This is a genomic window from Janibacter sp. RAF52 (genome assembly GCF_052114035.1).
Lineage (GTDB): Bacteria > Actinomycetota > Actinomycetes > Actinomycetales > Dermatophilaceae > Janibacter > Janibacter hoylei.
Genome location: NZ_JBFRDY010000002.1, coordinates 334,751 through 349,927 on the forward strand (window position 1 = coordinate 334,751; position 15,177 = coordinate 349,927).

A 15,177-nucleotide genomic window follows, 5' to 3' on the forward strand; every position below is an offset into this window, starting at 1 on the left:
TCAATGCCGTTGTGCCACAGCCAAATTCGTCAGACTCAGGCGACGAAGGGGTCGAGCTCCTTGACGAGCTTGGGCTTCGGGACGGCACCGACGATCGTCTTGACGACCTCGCCACCCTGGAAGACGTACATGGACGGGATCGAGGTGATGCCGTACTTCGCGGTCGTCTGCGGGTTGGCGTCGGTGTCGAGCTTGACGATCTTCAGCTTGCCGTCGTACTGGCCGGACAGCTCCTCGAGGACCGGGGCCACGGCGCGGCACGGGCCGCACCAGGTCGCCCAGAAGTCGACGAGGACGGGGATGTCGCTCTTGAGGACGTCCTGCTCGAAGGTGGCATCGGTGGTCGGCGTGGTCGCCATGTCGGGTCCTTGTCTCTCGGTGACGGGTCGGTGGTGGATCGGTGGGTCAGCGGGCGCCGACGGTGCCGGCGACGGGGTTGTCCTGCGCGGTGAGGGCCTGGTCCTCGGCGGGCAGGCCGGCCTCCTCGCGGGCGGCGAGCCAGCGCTCGGCGTCGAGGGCCGCGGCGCAGCCGGAGCCGGCCGCCGTGATGGCCTGACGGTAGGTGTGGTCGACGAGGTCGCCGGCCGCGAAGACGCCGTCGACGTTGGTGCGCGAGGAGCGTCCGTCGACGAGGACGTAGCCCTCCTCGTCCAGTGCGACGGTCGTCGCGTCGGTGGTGGCCTTGAGCAGCTCGTTGCGCGGGTCGTGACCGATCGCGACGAAGAGGCCGGTGGCCTCGATCTCGCGCGTCTCGCCGGTGACGGTGTCGCGAAGGGTGAGCCCCGTGACCTTGTCGTCGCCGTGGATCGCCGCGACCTCGCTGTTCCACGCGAACCGGATCTTGTCGTTGCCGTGGGCGCGCTCGGCCATGATCTTGCTGGCGCGCAGCTCGTCGCGCCGGTGGACGATCGTCACCGAGCGGGCGAACTTCGTGAGGAAGGTGGCCTCCTCGACGGCGGAGTCGCCCCCGCCGACGACGACGATGTCCTGGTCGCGGAAGAAGAAACCGTCGCAGGTGGCGCACCAGCTGACGCCGTGGCCCGACAGACGCTTCTCGTCGGGCAGCCCGAGCTCGCGGTAGGCCGAGCCCATGGCGAGGATGACGGCGTGGGCCCGGTGGGTGCCCCCTTCGCCGTCCGTGACGACCTTGACCGGGCCGTCGAGCTGGACGGCGGTCACGTCGTCGGTGACGATCTCGGTGCCGAAGCGCTCGGCCTGTGCGCGCATGCCGAGCATGAGGTCAGGACCCATGATGCCGTCGGTGAAGCCGGGGAAGTTTTCGACATCGGTCGTGTTCATGAGTGCTCCGCCTGCGGTGACCGAGCCCTCGAACATCAGGGGCTGGAGGTTGGCCCGGGCGGCGTACACGGCGGCGGTGTAGCCCGCCGGGCCGGAGCCGATGATGATGACATTGCGGATGTCGGAGCTGGCGTCGGCCACGAGGAGAGTCCTTGGATCGGGGAGGGCGCCACAGGGCGCGCACGGTCTGAGAGGTCAACGCCATCGTAGATCCGTCTGTTCCCCGGGGCGGGGCGCACCCCCGCTCAGGTCACTGCTCGGTGAGGTCGACGGCGTCCGGCCAGATCGGCTCGCACCCAGAGGTGATGGCCCAGGCCTTGGCGGGGCCGTCGGGGAGGCTCTGGGCGACGATGAGCAGACCGTCCTCCCCGTCGAACTTCGCGACGTCGACGACGACGGCCTGCATCTGGGGTGCGCCGAGTCGGGCGAGGCAGTCGCTGGCACCGGCTGCCGTCGTCAGCGTGCCCAGAGCCCGGTCGTTGGTGTTTTCGGGGAACTCGGTGGGGTTGTCGAGCAGCTGCGATGCGCCGTCCGATACGGTCGCCTCGCTGTAGTCCTGGCCGCTCGCGGTGATGACGAAGGCCGGGACCTCGTCGTCGGGCGAGGCCGCGTCTCCGGCCGCCTCGCTGCTCCCGGCGGACTGCTTCGCGCTCTGCGTGGGCGCGGCGTCGGATGCGGTGTCCCCGCCGCCGTCGAGCCGGTTGATCATCAGACCGCCGACCCCGAGCGCGACGACGATCGCGGCGGCCGCTCCGAGGATCCACGGCGCCTTGGGCCGCCGGGTGCCCCGCGGGCCGGCGTCGCCCATCGTCCGCCAGAAGGGGGTGTCGTCGGTGTCCGACGCCCCACCGTCACCGTCGACGTCGGCGGTGTCTGACGGCGCTTGGCGGGCGGCTTCTTCGTCCGCGAGGCTCTCGGTGATGCGCTTGTTGAGGTCGGCGGGCATCGGTCCACTCTCCTTGAGGCTGGCCAGCAGGTGACGCATGCCCGTGGGGTCCTGGTCCTCAGTCATGGCCACCTCCCTTCGAGTCCGTGTGGCCTGGTGTGTCTGACGTGTCGGCTGCGCCGGAGGTTCCCTCGTCGGTGAAACCGGCGGCGACCAGCGCGGCGGCGAGGGCCTCACGGCCCCGGGCGCAGCGGGACTTGACGGTGCCCACCGCGACGTCGAGCACCTGCGCGGCCTCGGCGACGGGCAGGCGATGCATGTCGACGAGGACGAGGGCCAGGCGCTGTCCCTCGGGCAGGCTGTGCAGCGCCTCGTGCACGGCGAGCCGGGTGTCGACCCGGCTCGCGGAGTCGGGTGCTGCCGGTGCACGCGAGACGACCTCGTCGGTCAGCTCGGCGGTGGGCCGCGCCTTGCGGACCTGGTCGATGCTCGCGTTGACGACGATGCGGTGCAGCCAGGTCGTGACCTGGGCGTCACCGCGGAAGGAGTCGGCCCGACGGAAGGCCGACACGAAGCCCTCCTGGACGGCCTCGGCGGCCAGTTCGCGGTCGCCGCAGACGCCGACCGCGACGGCCCACATGCGGTCACGGTGGCGCCGGTAGACCTCACCGAAGGCCTCTCGGTCACCGGCGACGTGCCGCCGCAGGAGGATCCGGTCGTCGACCTCGTCGAGGGGCGTGGTCGTCATCGCGTCAGCGGACGGTGACTTCGCCGAGGCTGGCGCGATAGCGGCCGTCGTCGGAGGGGGCGAGGGAGGTGAACCAGATGGTCACGTACTGCGCCGTGACCTCGGACTGCGGCTCGAGGACGACCTGGCCGGTGCGGCCCTCGGTCTTGCCGATCTCGGTGCCGGAGTTGGTCGCCTGGTCGCCGGCGTAGACGGTCGCCTGGGCGCTGGTCGGCAGGTCGAGGGTGACAGAGCTGATCTTCTGCGCCTGGCCGAGGTCGACGGTGATGCCGACGCCCTGCTTGACGCCGCCGAAGGTCTCGCTGTTGTAGCCCTCGGTCGTCCACACGGTCTGCGGGCTGCCGTCGTAGACGCGCTGCACCTCGGCGTTGTGCTCCACCCCGTCGCCGGGGGGCGGGTCGAAGCCCGCGGCGTTGATGATGCCGAAGGGTTCGCCGCTGCCGTCGCCCTCACTGCCGGAGTCGGAGGACTGGGTGGTCTGGGCGGCGGTCGTCTCGTCGCCACCGAGGATCTTGCCGAGGTCGGTGCCGGAGCCGATCCGCGAGGAGCCGAGGCCACCGATGACGCACGCGACGAGCACGAGGCCCGCCATGAGGGCGAGCACGAGGTTGGACTGGCTGCGGCTCGGCGGCGCACCGGCCGAGGCGGGCAGCAGCGGGGCCGGGGCCTCGAGCTCGGCGGTGACGGGCGCGGCGCCGAGCGAGCTGCGGGTGCGCTGGTCCTTGCGGATGGCCTCACGGCGCTGGCGGGCGTCGTGGATCGCCTCCTTGGAGCGGTCGCCGGCGGTGCGTGCGGCCTTGCCGAGGCGGTCGCCGATGACCTTGCCCCCGGCGCCGACAGCGGCCGCGGCTGCTGCGGCGGCGGCCGCGGCGCGGCGCTCGCCGTGGTGGTCGTCGCCCTCGTCCTCGCTCTCCTGGCCGTCAGCGGTCCGGGACCCGGTGTATCGCGTGGTGGTGGGCTCGGTGGCCGCCTCGCCGTCGTCGTGGGCCGGGAGGTCGCGACCAGGGGTGATGACGACTGTGTGGCGGCTGTCGCCGCGCGTGTCGATGGTCTGGGTGACGTCCTCGTCGCGGTCGGCGCCCTCGGCGAGCTCGGTGGCGGCTGTCGCGGGGGTCTCCGCCGCCGCAGTGACCGTCGGCACGACCTGGGTGTCGGCCGACCCGGTGCGCACCGCGCCGGCGAGGGGGATGCGGGACCACGGCGCGATCTGGGCGGCGTAGTCGCCGGGCGAGTCCGGGCCGGTGTCGTCGCCGAGGGTCTCGCGGCAGATGGTGTCGAGGTCGCCTGGGACGGCCACCGCGAGGTGCGAAGGGGGCGTCGGCGCGCCGTCGCTCGTCGGTGCGGCGGGCAGGCTGGTCGAGCCGGGCAGTGGCCAGGTGCCGGTGAGGCCGGCGTAGGCGAGGGCGACGATGGCGCGGGCGTCGTCGCGGTCGGCCTCCTCACCCTCGGTCTCGGTGCCGGCGAGGGCGGCGGAGGTGGCGAGGCCGCGCACCTTGACCCGCCCGTCGTGCGTCAGCAGGACGATGTCCGGGGTGAGGGCGAGGTGGTGCAGGCCGCGGGCCCGGGCGGCCTCGACTCCGGTGGCGATCTCGCCGGTGATGCGGCGGACCTCCTCGGCGGGCAGTCCGTCGGTGCCGATGGCCTCGGCGTAGGTGCGGGCGTCGGCGAGCGACTCCTCGGCGACCCAGGACAGGTCGCCCTCGGTGTCGACGTCGAGGATGCGGACGAGCTGGGCGGCCTCGACCCCGGCGGCCCGCCGTGCCGCGTCGAGGGCGGCGGGGGTGCTCGCGCCGTCGGTGGGCATGACGAGCAGCGTCACGTCGCGGTCGAGCGTCGTGTCCCTCGCGGTCCAGCGCTCGCCGCCCGCGATCTCCTCGATCCGGGATGCGACCGTGTATCGACCGAGCTCGGTCCCCGGGTTCACCCCGTGCACGTTGTCCCTCTCGTCGGTGGATGTCTGCCGCGCCATCCTAGGTGCCCGACCCGGTCGAGGTCGGGAGCCCGCCGCGGGGGGCGCGTCAGCCGCGCCGCAGCCGTCGGGTGAGGGGGGCGAGTGTCTCGGTGACCTCGCGCACCCGCATCCGGGCGGCGAGGGCGAGGCTCAGGGCGAGGACGACGAGGGCGACGAGGGCTGTGACGACGACGGCCCCGGCCCAGGTGTCGGTGTCGAGGACCAGGTCGAGGCCGCGCAGGACGAGCCCGCCGCAGGCGGTGGCGGCGACGGTGGCGATGACGAGGCGGATGTTTTGCTGCAGGACGCGGCCGAGCTGGAGGGGGCCGAGCCGGCGGCGCAGCAGCCAGAAGCCGATCAGGGCGGCGGTGAGGTTGGAGACGGACTGCCCGATGCCGACCCAGGTCGCGACGTCCTCGGGGGGACGGGTGGAGCCGAAGAGGGTCACGGAGACCGCGACGAGGGTGACCACGAGCTGCAGGCCGAAGGGGGTGCGACCGTCCTCGTAGGCGTAGTAGGCCCGTTGGACGAGGAAGAACCAGCCGTAGGGCACGAGCCCGAGCATCATCGTCACGAGGACGCCCACCGAGGCGTCGGTCGCGGCGCGGGGGGTGCCGGGCAGGATCGCGGCGAGGACGAAGGGGGCGAGCAGCACCATGATCGCGGTGGCCGGGATCAGCACGACGGCGGGCAGGGTCATGCCGCGTCGCAGGTCGGCCGTGACGGCGGCGGTGTCGCGGTCGTGGGCGGCGTGGGAGAGCCGGGTGAAGAGGGCGGTGACGAGGGAGACCGTGATGAGCCCGTGGGGGAGCATGAAGAGCAGGTAGGCATTGGCGTAGGCGGTCAGGCCGGCGCCCTCGACGCCGAGGTGCTGGGCCTCGTAGGTCGCGGAGGTCAGGACGCGGGAGTTGACGAAGTAGCCGAGCTGGCCGACGGCGACGGCGGCGAAGGCCCACATCGCCATGCGTGAGGCGCTGCCGAGGCCGCTGCCCCGCAGGCCCCAGACCGGCCGGTAGCGCAGGCCGGTGGCCCGCAGCGACGGGACGAGCACCAGCGCCTGCAGGGCGATCGAGAGGGTGGCCGAGCCGGCGAGGACGGCGATCATCGTCGGGCTCCAGTCGGCGACCGGGGCTCGCAGTGGGGCGTCGGTCAGCAGGAACCACGCGAGACCGGCGATCGCGACGACATTGGCCAGAGCGGGCGCCCACATGAACATGCCGAAGCGGCTGTGGGCGGTGAGGACCTGCCCGAAGAGGGTGTAGACGCCGTAGAAGAAGACCTGCGGCAGGCAGATGACGGCGAAGGCGGTCGCCAGGCCCCGCGAGGGTCCGTCCCAGCTGCCGGAGACGACCAGCTGCACGAGCAGGGGCGCGGCGAGGGTGAGGGCGAGGGTGACGGCCGCGAGCGTGGTCACGGCGATCGTCAGCAGTCGGTTGATGTAGACGGTGCCGCCGTCCTCGTGGCGCATGGCCTTGGTGATCTGCGGGACGATGACGGCGTTGAGCACCCCGCCGGCGATGAGCAGGTGGAAGATGTTGGGCAGCGTGTTGGCGGCATTCCAGGCGTCGGCCGGCACGAGGTTGAGGCCGACGACAGCGATGGTCAGGGTGTTGCGCACGAGGCCGAGCACCCGGGAGGCCAGGCTGCCGGCGGCCATGATCGCGCTCGAGCGCACGATCGAGGGCTGCTCACGGGTCGTCGTGGGCTCCACGTCGTCGGGCCCGGTGGGCGCCTGACTCATTCAGCTCTCCTCGGTGGGCTCGTCCGCGGTCCTCGGACGACGACCGCCCCGCACGGTACGCCACGTGCCGCCGGCCAGGAGGAGGGCGGCCGCGCCACCGATGACCCAGTAGATGGATGCGCCGGTCGGACGCACCTTGACGCGCAGGGTCGCGGGTGCGGTGACCTCGTGCCCTGAGGGGGTGGCGACCGAGACGTGGACGGGCACCTGCCCGGCGGCGAGGGCGCTGGCCTGGACGGTCACGGTGTGGCTGCCGCCGGGGCCGATCGTCACGGGCTCGGGGTCGTCGTCGATGCGCAGGGAGGGGTTGCCCGGGGAGAGGCGGACGACGAGGTTGGTCAGCTCGACGTCGGTGCGGTTGACGATCGTGATCTGCAGCCGACCCGTGTCGGCGAAGAAGTTGACGTCGCCGGACCGGACGACGACGTCATCGGCGGTGAGAGCGACCTCGTCGGTGACCTGCTGCTGCAGCGCCGCGTAGTCGCTCGGTGCGGTGCGCCACCGGGCGGAGGTCAGCTGGTGGAGGGTCGGCACGAGCTCGCGTCGCCAGGCCCGTCCGTCGGAGCGGACCGACGCGAAGGTGACCATCGCCTCCTGGTCGTCGGAGATCTGCTGGGCGCGGTTCTTGCTGAGCAGCGCGGCCCGAGGCGTGTCGGGCGTGGTGGCGCGGCGGATCTCGGTGCGCGTGCGGGGCGTGCGGACCGGATCGGCGTCCTCGGCGGCGGTCAGGACGCTCGCGAGGTCCCCCTTCGTCACCCACGGGATGTCCCCGGAGGCGTCGCGCAGCTGTTCCCACGCATCGGGGTCCGGGGTGGTGCCGCGGTCGGGCACGACGAGCACGGTGCGGGGGGTGCCCGATCGTTCGGTGAGGATCGACGCGGTCTCGGCGACGAGCTGCTGCCGGGCGAGGACGACGTCGTCCGGGCCGGTCAGTCCGGCGACGAGCTCGGAGAGCGGGCCGTCGCGCACGACGAGCGGGGTCCCCCCGGTCGTGCGGACCCCGCCGGTGGCGGTGAAGCCGTCGGACTCGAGGCTGCTGTCGGGGACGAGGAGCGAGGTCGGGTCGGCGTGGAGGTCGTCGAGTGCCTCCGCCCGCTCGTCGGTGGCCAGACCGTCGGCAGGCCACAGGACGTCGCTGCGGGCGCCGAGCTCCTCGGCGACCGCGGCCCCGTCGGCGACGCGGGGGCGGACGAGGCGGGCCGCGGCCCCGGAGCGGGCCCCGGCGGCGACGTCCGCGTCGGCGCCCGGGAGCACGAGGGTGCGCGACCCGACGATGCGGTCGCGCAGGGCGGTGGCACGCTCGGCGCGCACCCGCCGCTCGGCGGTGCGCGTGGTCTCCTCCTCGGGCACGTCGAGCAGGGTGGGGTCGATCAGCCAGGCCTCGTCACGGGCCGGAGGTTCGTCGGTGAGCCGGGCGAGCCGCGAGTCGGGGCCGACGGCCTCCGACCAGGCCTTGGCCCTCCCTTCGCCGTGGCCGAAGAGACGACGGTCGGCGGGCAGGCCGAGCGGGATGCCCCAGACGAGGCCGAGCGGCTCGTACTCCTTCGTCCGGTGGACCCCGATGAAGGTGTGCACCGCGGTCGTCTCCGTCTGGATGCTCACCCAGGCGGCGCCGGCGGAGGCGTCGGGCAGCAGGTCGTCGGCGTCGACCCGCAGGACGAAGGGGGTCGACCGTCCAGCCGGGAGGTCGTCGAGCGAGTCGTCGTCGAGGGAGGCCCCTTCGACGGGGCGGGTGCCCTCGGTCCAGGTGGCGATGTCCGAGCGGCGGCTGCCCGCCTGCTGCGGGACGAGCCGGACCGAGGGGCTCTCGAGGGTCTCGGTGCCGGTGTTGGTCAGTCGGCCGCGGACGGTAGCGCGGCCGTCACCGTCCGCGACGGGGGTCATGGAGGTGATCGTCAGCCGGGTGCCCGTGGCATCGGGCGCCTCGGGGGCAGCGGTCGAGGGCGCGGCAGCGACGGGGAGCACGACGAGCACCGCGAGCAGCAGGCCCGCGATGCGTGCGCTCAGCCGTCGCCGGCGAGCCGCTGCCACGCCTCCCTCGCGATGCGTCGCTCGTTGGGGAAGGTCAGGTGCCGGGGGGCGTCCCGCAGCGGCAGCCAGGCGACGTCGACGGCCTCGTGGTCGGGGTCGTTGTCGATCGTCAGGTACCCGCCGATGGCCTCGAGCAGGTAGTGGTGGACGAACTTGTGGATCCGCCGGTCGGGCGTGGCGAACCAGTAGTCGATGGTGCCGAGCTCGACGAGGACCCGCGCCTCGATGCCGGTCTCCTCCGCGACCTCGCGCGCGGCGGTCTCGACGAGGGTCTCCTCGCCCTCGATGTGCCCCTTGGGCAGGCACCACTCCAGGCGACCGGCCCGGTTGCGCCGCGCGATGACGGCGATGCGGGCCTCCCCTTCGTGCACGTCGACGACGACGCCCCCCGCGCTGCGCTCCTCGACCGCAGGCAGACGGCGCTGCGGTCCGGAGGTGGGAGCGGGGTGACTCATGTGGTCACTGTAGCCACCGCGCCCGTGGCTCCCCCGGGGAGCATGGTCCGGTGGCTCGGGGAGCGGGCGCGGCCCACCTACCGGTAGGTTCGGACGGCACCGCCGAGGACGTCGGTGCCGCCAGCGTCAGCGTCGACGCCGTCATCTGGAGCCCTCATGAGGTCATCTCTTCGCCGACTCGCCGTCTCCGCCGCCGCTGCAGCAGTGGCCTGCGGTGCGCTCTCCGCCGCACCGGCCAGCGCCGCACCGGCGGCTGCCGACGCCGCGCCCAAGGTCGGTCCCTACCAGCTGAACTTCAGCAGCAGCCTGCTCTACTCGCTCGTCTACCCCGACGCGCAGGCGCAAGGGGTCAACGACTGGGGGTGCGTGCCGCGAGCGGGTGAGCACCCGGTCGTCCTCGTCCACGGCACCTACGCCAACCAGTACAACTCCTTCGCCCGGATGGCGCCCGAGCTGCGATGGGCCGGCTACTGCGTGTACTCCTTCAACTACGGCACCGACGGTACGGATGCTGCGGCGCAGCTGCCCGGGGTGTACGGCACGACGGGGCTGTCGGACAACGGCGACGAGCTCGCCGCCTTCGCCGACACCGTGCGCGCGCGCACCGGGGCCAGCAAGGTCGACTTGGTCGGCTGGTCGCAAGGCGGGACGATCATCACCGACGTGCTGAAGAAGCACGGCGGCGGTGGGGTCGACGACGTCGTGACCCTCGCCGGCAGCCACCACGGCACGACCCTGTCGGGTCTGGGGACGATCGCCGAAGCCGTCGGGGCGACGGACCTCACCCGGGCCGGGCTGGGCCAGGCCGCCGTCGACCAGATCAAGGGCTCGGAGTACATCACCGCACTCACCGCCGACGGCGACACCGTGCCCGGGGTCGACTACACCGTCATCGGGACGAAGTACGACGAGGTGGTCACCCCCTACCGCAGCACCTTCCTCACTGCCGGTCCGGGAGCCACGGTCCGCAACATCACCGTCCAGGACGGCTGCGCGATCGACTTCAGCGACCACCTGTCGATAACCCACAGCCCCCGGGTCATCGACATCACCAAGCGCGCGCTCAGGGCCAACGGATCGGGGACCCTCCGCTGCCTGCCCAACGCGCCCGTCCTCTGACCCACCCCCTCGCCACGCATTTGCCTAGGGAAATACGGATCCCCCCGCGCATTTCCCTAGGCAGATGCGGACCCCCCCGCATTTCCCTAGGGAAATGCGGACGGGGGGTGGGGGCGGGGCGAAGGGAGCGGGCCCGGGCACCGCGTAGCCTTGGGCCCCATGTCCGACCCCGCCCTGCCCCCGGAGATCCTGCGCGCCGCGGTGGCCCACCTGGCTCCGACGGTCCCGCTCCTCACCGACCTGGGTGAGCGCTTCGCGGCGGGTGGGCACGAGCTCGCGCTCGTCGGCGGGCCGGTGCGTGACGCCTTCCTCGGGCGGACCAGCGGCGACCTCGACTTCACGACCTCGGCGTCGCCGGACGAGACCGAGGCGATCCTCGCCGACTGGGGCGACGCCCACTGGGACATGGGGCGCGACTTCGGGACGATCGGTGCACGCAAGGGCGCCGACGTCGTCGAGGTGACGACCTACCGGGCGGACGCCTACGACGGGACGACCCGCAAGCCCGTCGTCGCCTTCGGCGACAACCTCGAGGACGACCTCGTCCGCCGCGACTTCACCGTCAACGCGATGGCCCTGCGACTGCCCGACCTGGAGCTCGTCGACCCGCACGGCGGCATGCGCGACCTCGCCGCGGGGCGGCTGCGTACCCCGTCCGCCCCCGAGGTCTCCTTCAGCGACGACCCGCTGCGGATGATGCGCGCGGCGCGCTTCGTCGCCCAGCTCGGGGTGAACCCCGGGCCCGAGGTCGTCGAGGCGATGACCGCGGCCGCGGGGACCCTCGAGATCGTCTCGGCCGAGCGGATCCGTGACGAGCTGGTCAAGCTGCTCCTGGCCGCCGACCCGGTCGCCGGGCTGCGGGTCCTCGTCGACACCGGCCTGGCCGAGCACGTCCTGCCGGAGCTGCCCGCACTGCGGCTCGAGATCGACGAGCACCACAGGCACAAGGACGTCTACGAGCACTCCCTGACCGTGCTCCAGCAGGCGATCGACCTGGAGGGCGTGGCGGGGCCGGACCCCGACGCGGATCTCGACCACCCGGTGCCGCGGCCCGACCTCGTCCTGCGTCTTGCCGCCCTGCTGCACGACATCGGCAAGCCCCGCACCCGTCGCTTCGAGGCCGGAGGGGGTGTCTCCTTCCACCACCACGACGTCGTCGGGGCCAAGATGACCGCCAAGCGGATGCGGGCGCTGCGCTTCGACAAGGAGACGACCAGGTCCGTCGCGCGCCTCGTCGAGCTGCACCTGCGATTTCACGGCTACGGCGACGGGCAGTGGACCGACTCGGCCGTGCGTCGTTACGTCACCGACGCCGGGCCCCTGCTCGAGCGCCTCCACCGGCTGACCCGCGCCGACTGCACCACCCGCAACCAGCGCAAGGCGGATCGCCTGCGCCGGGCCTACGACGACCTCGAGGAGCGGATCGTCGAGCTGCAGGAGCAGGAAGAGCTCGACCGGGTGCGCCCCGAGCTCGACGGGCACCAGATCGCGCAGGTCCTCGGCATCGACCCCGGCCCGGTCCTCGGCGAGGCCTACCGGTACCTCCTGCAGGTCCGTCTCGACGAGGGCCCGATCGGCGAGGAGGCGGCCGCGGACCGGCTGCGTGCGTGGTGGGCCGAGCGCGGGTGACGGCCGGCCCGGACCCGATGGGGAGTGCTGCCCATCGCCCTGCGGCGCCCACCGCCCTAGATTTGGGCTGACCCGCCCGCGAGGGCCGCACCGCCCACCTGCCAGGGAGAAACCATGACCGTCCGTGAAGGCATGGACAGCTCGCGTGTCCGAGAAGTCGCGAGCGGCCTCGACACCCAGGTCCATCGACTCGGGGAGATCCTCGTGCGCGGCAATGCGAGCGCCGCGGTCCTCGGGGACAACTGGGGCGGCGAGGACGGGCAGGAGCTCCTGCGCCAGTGGCGCGACGACGCCGGCAAGCAGGTCGGGGCCGCGAGCGAGATGCTGCGCTCGATCTCCAGCGAGCTGCGCCGACAGGCGGACGACCAGGACCGCGGCTCCGGCGGGCAGGGCAGCGGCGGGGGACCCGGTGGTCCGGGCGGTCCGGGCGGACCCGGTCGCGAGCCGGGTGACGGTCGCGGCCGCGGCACGGACGCCGAGGAGCGCCCCGACATGGGCAACGGCTACGACATCCTCGGGCGCGACCAGGACTCCTGGGGGGTGCGCACCAACACCGACGAAGAGGGCAACAAGCACCACTACGACCCGATCACGGGCAAGACGTGGCAGGAGGACGCCGAGGGTCGGTGGCTCAACAGCCAGGGCCCTCTCGGCCACGAGATGCGCTCGCACACGGACATCAACGAGCGCGGCGACGGGTGGGAGACCGCGCACGAGAGCACCCGCGGAGAGGGTGGGGGGTACCGCGAGTGGGGCGAGTCGTGGTCCAACGAGTGCTCCTTCGACGACAACCGCTGGCAGGACGTGCAGGGCGTCCTCGACAACGTGCAGAGCGAGCCCATCGTCGAGCAGGGCCTGTGGGATGGCCAGGTCGGCGACCAGGTGGCCCGGGGCGAGGTCGGCAACGACCAGGTCGGCGCGAGCGGCGAGTTCCTCTCGTACAACGCGGAGTCGCAGGGCTCGATGGGCATCGACGCCACACGCGGTGCCTACGTGGACGCCAGCGCCGAGGCCGGCCTCTACGTCGCACGCGGCGAGGCCCACTGGGCCAACGACCACGGCACGTCGGCGCAGGCCGAGGGCTACATCGGTGCGCAGGGCGAGGCCACGGCCGGCGCCCAGATCGGCCCGGGCGGTGCGCGCGTCGAGGCCGGTCTCGAGGCCTTCGCCGGTGGTCGGATCGAAGGGGGTGTGAGCCAGGACCTCGGGCCGGCGAGCGTCGGGGCCTCCGGTTCCCTGTCGTACGGCATCGGTGCCCACGCCGAGGGGAGCGCGGAGTTCTCCGCCGACCGGGTGGGCGTCTCCTTCGACGTCGGCGCCACCCTCGGCGTCGGAGCCTCCATCTCGCTCGACCTGTCGGTCTCGCCCAACGAGATCATCGACGGCCTGAGCGATGTCGGTGAGTCGCTCGCCGAATCCCCGTTCAACCCAGGCAACTGGTGGTGACCCCCCTTCGTCCCGAGATGGCAGGCTGGGCCCCAGACCCCGGCCGCCGCCCCCGAGCACACAGGAGCGCAGCATGACCCAGATCAGCTACCCCAGCGAGGTCGTCCCCGGCCCCCCGCCCATCACCCTCGAGATGCCTGAGGGCTGGGAGCAGGTGTGGGCACCGGACACGCTCATCGCCATCCGCGACCGGGACGAGGGCGCCACCCACTTCCTCGCCAACGTCGTCGTGCGCTTCTACCAGCGGCTGGCTCCCTTCGGGCCCGAGGAGATCCACGCGGAGCTGAAGCAGTACGCGCAGCAGCGTCAGGAGGGGACGGTCGGCCAGCTCAAGCACCAAGAGGTCGACGGTCGCGAGTTCGTCGGGGCCGACGTGGCCTTCGTCGACGCCGAGGCGGGCACCGTCGGTCAGGTGCACTGGTTCACGGCGCAGCGGCAGAACGACGTCTTCGACGTCATCCAGGTCACGGGGTCGTACGCCGGCGCGCGCCGCGAGACGGACTACGCCACCATCGATCGCATCGTCGACTCCATCCGCATCAACCCCTGAGAGCCGCCCCATGCCGCAGCTGACCTACCCGAGCGAGGTCTTCCCGGGTCCCCCCGGTGTGACCATCGACGTCCCGGACACGTGGGCGCCCGTGCGGGTCGGCGGGACCCTGCTGTCCTGCCGCCGCATCGAGAGCGACCACGGCTTCGCGCCCAATGTCGTCATCCGAGGCTTCCAGCGCACGGGGGACTTCTCGATGCGTCAGGCCCTGGACGAGCTGCGCGGCTTCGTCGCCCAGCAGGACCAGGGCCACGTCGACGAGCCCTTCGAGCTCGAGCTGGGCGAGGTCCCCTTCGTGGGGGTCAACGTGTCGTGGACCGACCCGGAGATCGGGACGGTCGTGCAGATCCACCTCTTCGCCGGGTCGCGGCGAGGCCGCATCGTCGACCTCGTGCAGGCCACCGGGTCCGTGGGTGGCGGTGACGCGCAGAGCGCCTACGGCGAGGTCCAGCAGGTGCTGCGGACGATCCGGGTCACCCGGTGACGGCGGTGGCACGACCCGAGGAGCTGCCCGGCCTGACCCTGCGGGTGGGTGCGGCGACGGACACCGGGCGGGTGCGCTCGCTCAACGAGGACTCGGCGCTCGCGGAGGGCGGCATCTTCGTCGTCGCCGACGGCATGGGCGGGCACGCAGCCGGTGAGGTCGCCAGCGGCATCGTCGTCGAGACGATGCGCGAGCTGGTATCGCGCGAGGACCTCACGGCCGACGGCGTGAGCAGCCAGCTCGTGCTGGCCAACGACCGCATCCTCGAGGCGGTCGACTCCCACCCGGAAAACAAGGGGATGGGCACGACCGCCACCGGTCTGGCGCTCGTCACCGCCGGGGGCGCCGACCACTGGGCGGTCTTCAACGTCGGCGACTCGCGCGTCTACCGGGCCATCGACGGCGCACTCACCCAGGTGACCGTGGACCACTCGGAGGTGCAGGAGCTCGTCGAGGCCGGAGTCATCACCGCCGAGGAGGCCCGCACCCACCCGGCGCGCAATGTCGTCACCCGCTCGCTGGGCACGGACTACGCCTACCAGGCCGACGTGTGGGTGCTGCCGCCCTATGCCGGTGAACGCTTCGTCATCTGCTCGGACGGCCTGACCAACGAGATCACTGACGAGCAGCTGCATGAGATCCTGCAGCGCGAGCCGCACCCCCAGGCCGCAGCCGAGGAGCTCGTCCGGGCCGCGGTCGCGGCCGGTGGGCGTGACAATGTGACCGTGGTGGTCGTCGACCTGCACGGTTCGGTGGGGGACGACCTGTCGGAGACGAGCCCCCGGGCCACGGGGGACGACACCGCGCCGCGGGGACAGCTGAGCGACAAGGAGTGACG

At 72.6% G+C, this 15,177-nt stretch carries 14 protein-coding genes; 6 read left to right on the forward strand and 8 right to left on the reverse strand.

Annotated features, from left to right (window positions below):
• Positions 1–35: 35 nt before the first annotated feature.
• The 8 genes from trxA to AB4Y78_RS04165 all read right to left on the reverse strand — a co-directional run bounded on the left by trxA (position 36) and on the right by AB4Y78_RS04165 (position 9,111).
• On the reverse strand, positions 36–359 hold the full coding sequence (gene trxA, locus AB4Y78_RS04130; protein WP_259909187.1) for a thioredoxin: 324 nt from the start codon (positions 357–359) through the stop codon (positions 36–38).
• A gap of 46 nt (positions 360–405) precedes the next feature.
• Positions 406–1,440: a thioredoxin-disulfide reductase gene (trxB, locus tag AB4Y78_RS04135; RefSeq protein ID WP_007926485.1), complete on the reverse strand. Its 1,035-nt coding sequence runs from the start codon at positions 1,438–1,440 to the stop codon at positions 406–408.
• Positions 1,441–1,549: 109 nt separating this feature from the next.
• Entirely contained in the window at positions 1,550–2,311 is a 762-nt protein-coding gene (locus AB4Y78_RS04140) for a hypothetical protein (protein ID WP_007926483.1), read from the reverse strand.
• Complete coding sequence (gene sigM / locus AB4Y78_RS04145) at positions 2,304–2,933, reverse strand: RNA polymerase sigma factor SigM (RefSeq protein ID WP_441714041.1); 630 nt, start codon at positions 2,931–2,933, stop codon at positions 2,304–2,306. The genes AB4Y78_RS04140 and sigM overlap by 8 nt, the downstream gene beginning before the upstream one ends.
• Positions 2,934–2,937: 4 nt before the next feature.
• Positions 2,938–4,857 carry a hypothetical protein gene (locus AB4Y78_RS04150; protein WP_441714039.1) on the reverse strand — a complete coding sequence of 640 codons (1,920 nt, stop codon included), beginning with the start codon at positions 4,855–4,857 and terminating at the stop codon, positions 2,938–2,940.
• Positions 4,858–4,951: 94 nt separating this feature from the next.
• Positions 4,952–6,625 (reverse strand): murein biosynthesis integral membrane protein MurJ, encoded by a 1,674-nt coding sequence (gene murJ, locus AB4Y78_RS04155; RefSeq protein ID WP_007929775.1) that lies wholly within the window; start codon positions 6,623–6,625, stop codon positions 4,952–4,954.
• A complete protein-coding gene (locus AB4Y78_RS04160) occupies positions 6,626–8,656 on the reverse strand; it encodes a DUF6049 family protein (RefSeq protein WP_441736876.1) in 2,031 nt (676 codons plus the stop codon).
• Positions 8,629–9,111: an NUDIX hydrolase gene (locus AB4Y78_RS04165; RefSeq protein WP_128277031.1), complete on the reverse strand. Its 483-nt coding sequence runs from the start codon at positions 9,109–9,111 to the stop codon at positions 8,629–8,631. Before AB4Y78_RS04165 ends, AB4Y78_RS04160 begins: the two co-directional genes overlap by 28 nt.
• A gap of 156 nt (positions 9,112–9,267) precedes the next feature.
• On the opposite strand from AB4Y78_RS04165, the gene AB4Y78_RS04170 reads away from it, so the two are divergent.
• The 6 genes from AB4Y78_RS04170 (at position 9,268) to AB4Y78_RS04195 (ending at position 15,175) form a co-directional block, all read left to right on the forward strand.
• Positions 9,268–10,230 carry an esterase/lipase family protein gene (locus tag AB4Y78_RS04170; RefSeq protein WP_441714034.1) on the forward strand — a complete coding sequence of 321 codons (963 nt, stop codon included), beginning with the start codon at positions 9,268–9,270 and terminating at the stop codon, positions 10,228–10,230.
• 159 nt (positions 10,231–10,389) lie between these two features.
• On the forward strand, positions 10,390–11,859 hold the full coding sequence (locus AB4Y78_RS04175; protein WP_441714032.1) for a CCA tRNA nucleotidyltransferase: 1,470 nt from the start codon (positions 10,390–10,392) through the stop codon (positions 11,857–11,859).
• A gap of 114 nt (positions 11,860–11,973) precedes the next feature.
• Positions 11,974–13,305 (forward strand): hypothetical protein, encoded by a 1,332-nt coding sequence (locus AB4Y78_RS04180; RefSeq protein ID WP_441714030.1) that lies wholly within the window; start codon positions 11,974–11,976, stop codon positions 13,303–13,305.
• Positions 13,306–13,378: 73 nt separating this feature from the next.
• Positions 13,379–13,855, forward strand: a complete 477-nt coding sequence (locus tag AB4Y78_RS04185; protein WP_128277034.1) for a hypothetical protein — start codon at positions 13,379–13,381, stop codon at positions 13,853–13,855.
• Between the two features lie 10 nt (positions 13,856–13,865).
• On the forward strand, positions 13,866–14,339 hold the full coding sequence (locus AB4Y78_RS04190; RefSeq protein WP_128277035.1) for a hypothetical protein: 474 nt from the start codon (positions 13,866–13,868) through the stop codon (positions 14,337–14,339).
• 5 nt (positions 14,340–14,344) lie between these two features.
• Complete coding sequence (locus AB4Y78_RS04195; protein WP_259909179.1) at positions 14,345–15,175, forward strand: PP2C family protein-serine/threonine phosphatase; 831 nt, start codon at positions 14,345–14,347, stop codon at positions 15,173–15,175.
• Positions 15,176–15,177 lie beyond the last annotated feature (2 nt).

What these genes read in the sequence shown, in the direction of transcription:
- AB4Y78_RS04170 (WP_441714034.1), top strand. Translation starts at nt 9,268, where the DNA reads ATGAGGTCATCTCTTCGCCGACTCGCCGTCTCCGCCGCCGCTGCAGCA.
- AB4Y78_RS04190 (WP_128277035.1), top strand. Translation starts at nt 13,866, where the DNA reads ATGCCGCAGCTGACCTACCCGAGCGAGGTCTTCCCGGGTCCCCCCGGT.
- murJ (WP_007929775.1), bottom strand. Translation starts at nt 6,625, where the DNA reads ATGAGTCAGGCGCCCACCGGGCCCGACGACGTGGAGCCCACGACGACC.
- AB4Y78_RS04165 (WP_128277031.1), bottom strand. Translation starts at nt 9,111, where the DNA reads ATGAGTCACCCCGCTCCCACCTCCGGACCGCAGCGCCGTCTGCCTGCG.
- AB4Y78_RS04180 (WP_441714030.1), top strand. Translation starts at nt 11,974, where the DNA reads ATGACCGTCCGTGAAGGCATGGACAGCTCGCGTGTCCGAGAAGTCGCG.
- AB4Y78_RS04175 (WP_441714032.1), top strand. Translation starts at nt 10,390, where the DNA reads ATGTCCGACCCCGCCCTGCCCCCGGAGATCCTGCGCGCCGCGGTGGCC.
- AB4Y78_RS04140 (WP_007926483.1), bottom strand. Translation starts at nt 2,311, where the DNA reads ATGACTGAGGACCAGGACCCCACGGGCATGCGTCACCTGCTGGCCAGC.
- trxA (WP_259909187.1), bottom strand. Translation starts at nt 359, where the DNA reads ATGGCGACCACGCCGACCACCGATGCCACCTTCGAGCAGGACGTCCTC.
- sigM (WP_441714041.1), bottom strand. Translation starts at nt 2,933, where the DNA reads ATGACGACCACGCCCCTCGACGAGGTCGACGACCGGATCCTCCTGCGG.
- AB4Y78_RS04185 (WP_128277034.1), top strand. Translation starts at nt 13,379, where the DNA reads ATGACCCAGATCAGCTACCCCAGCGAGGTCGTCCCCGGCCCCCCGCCC.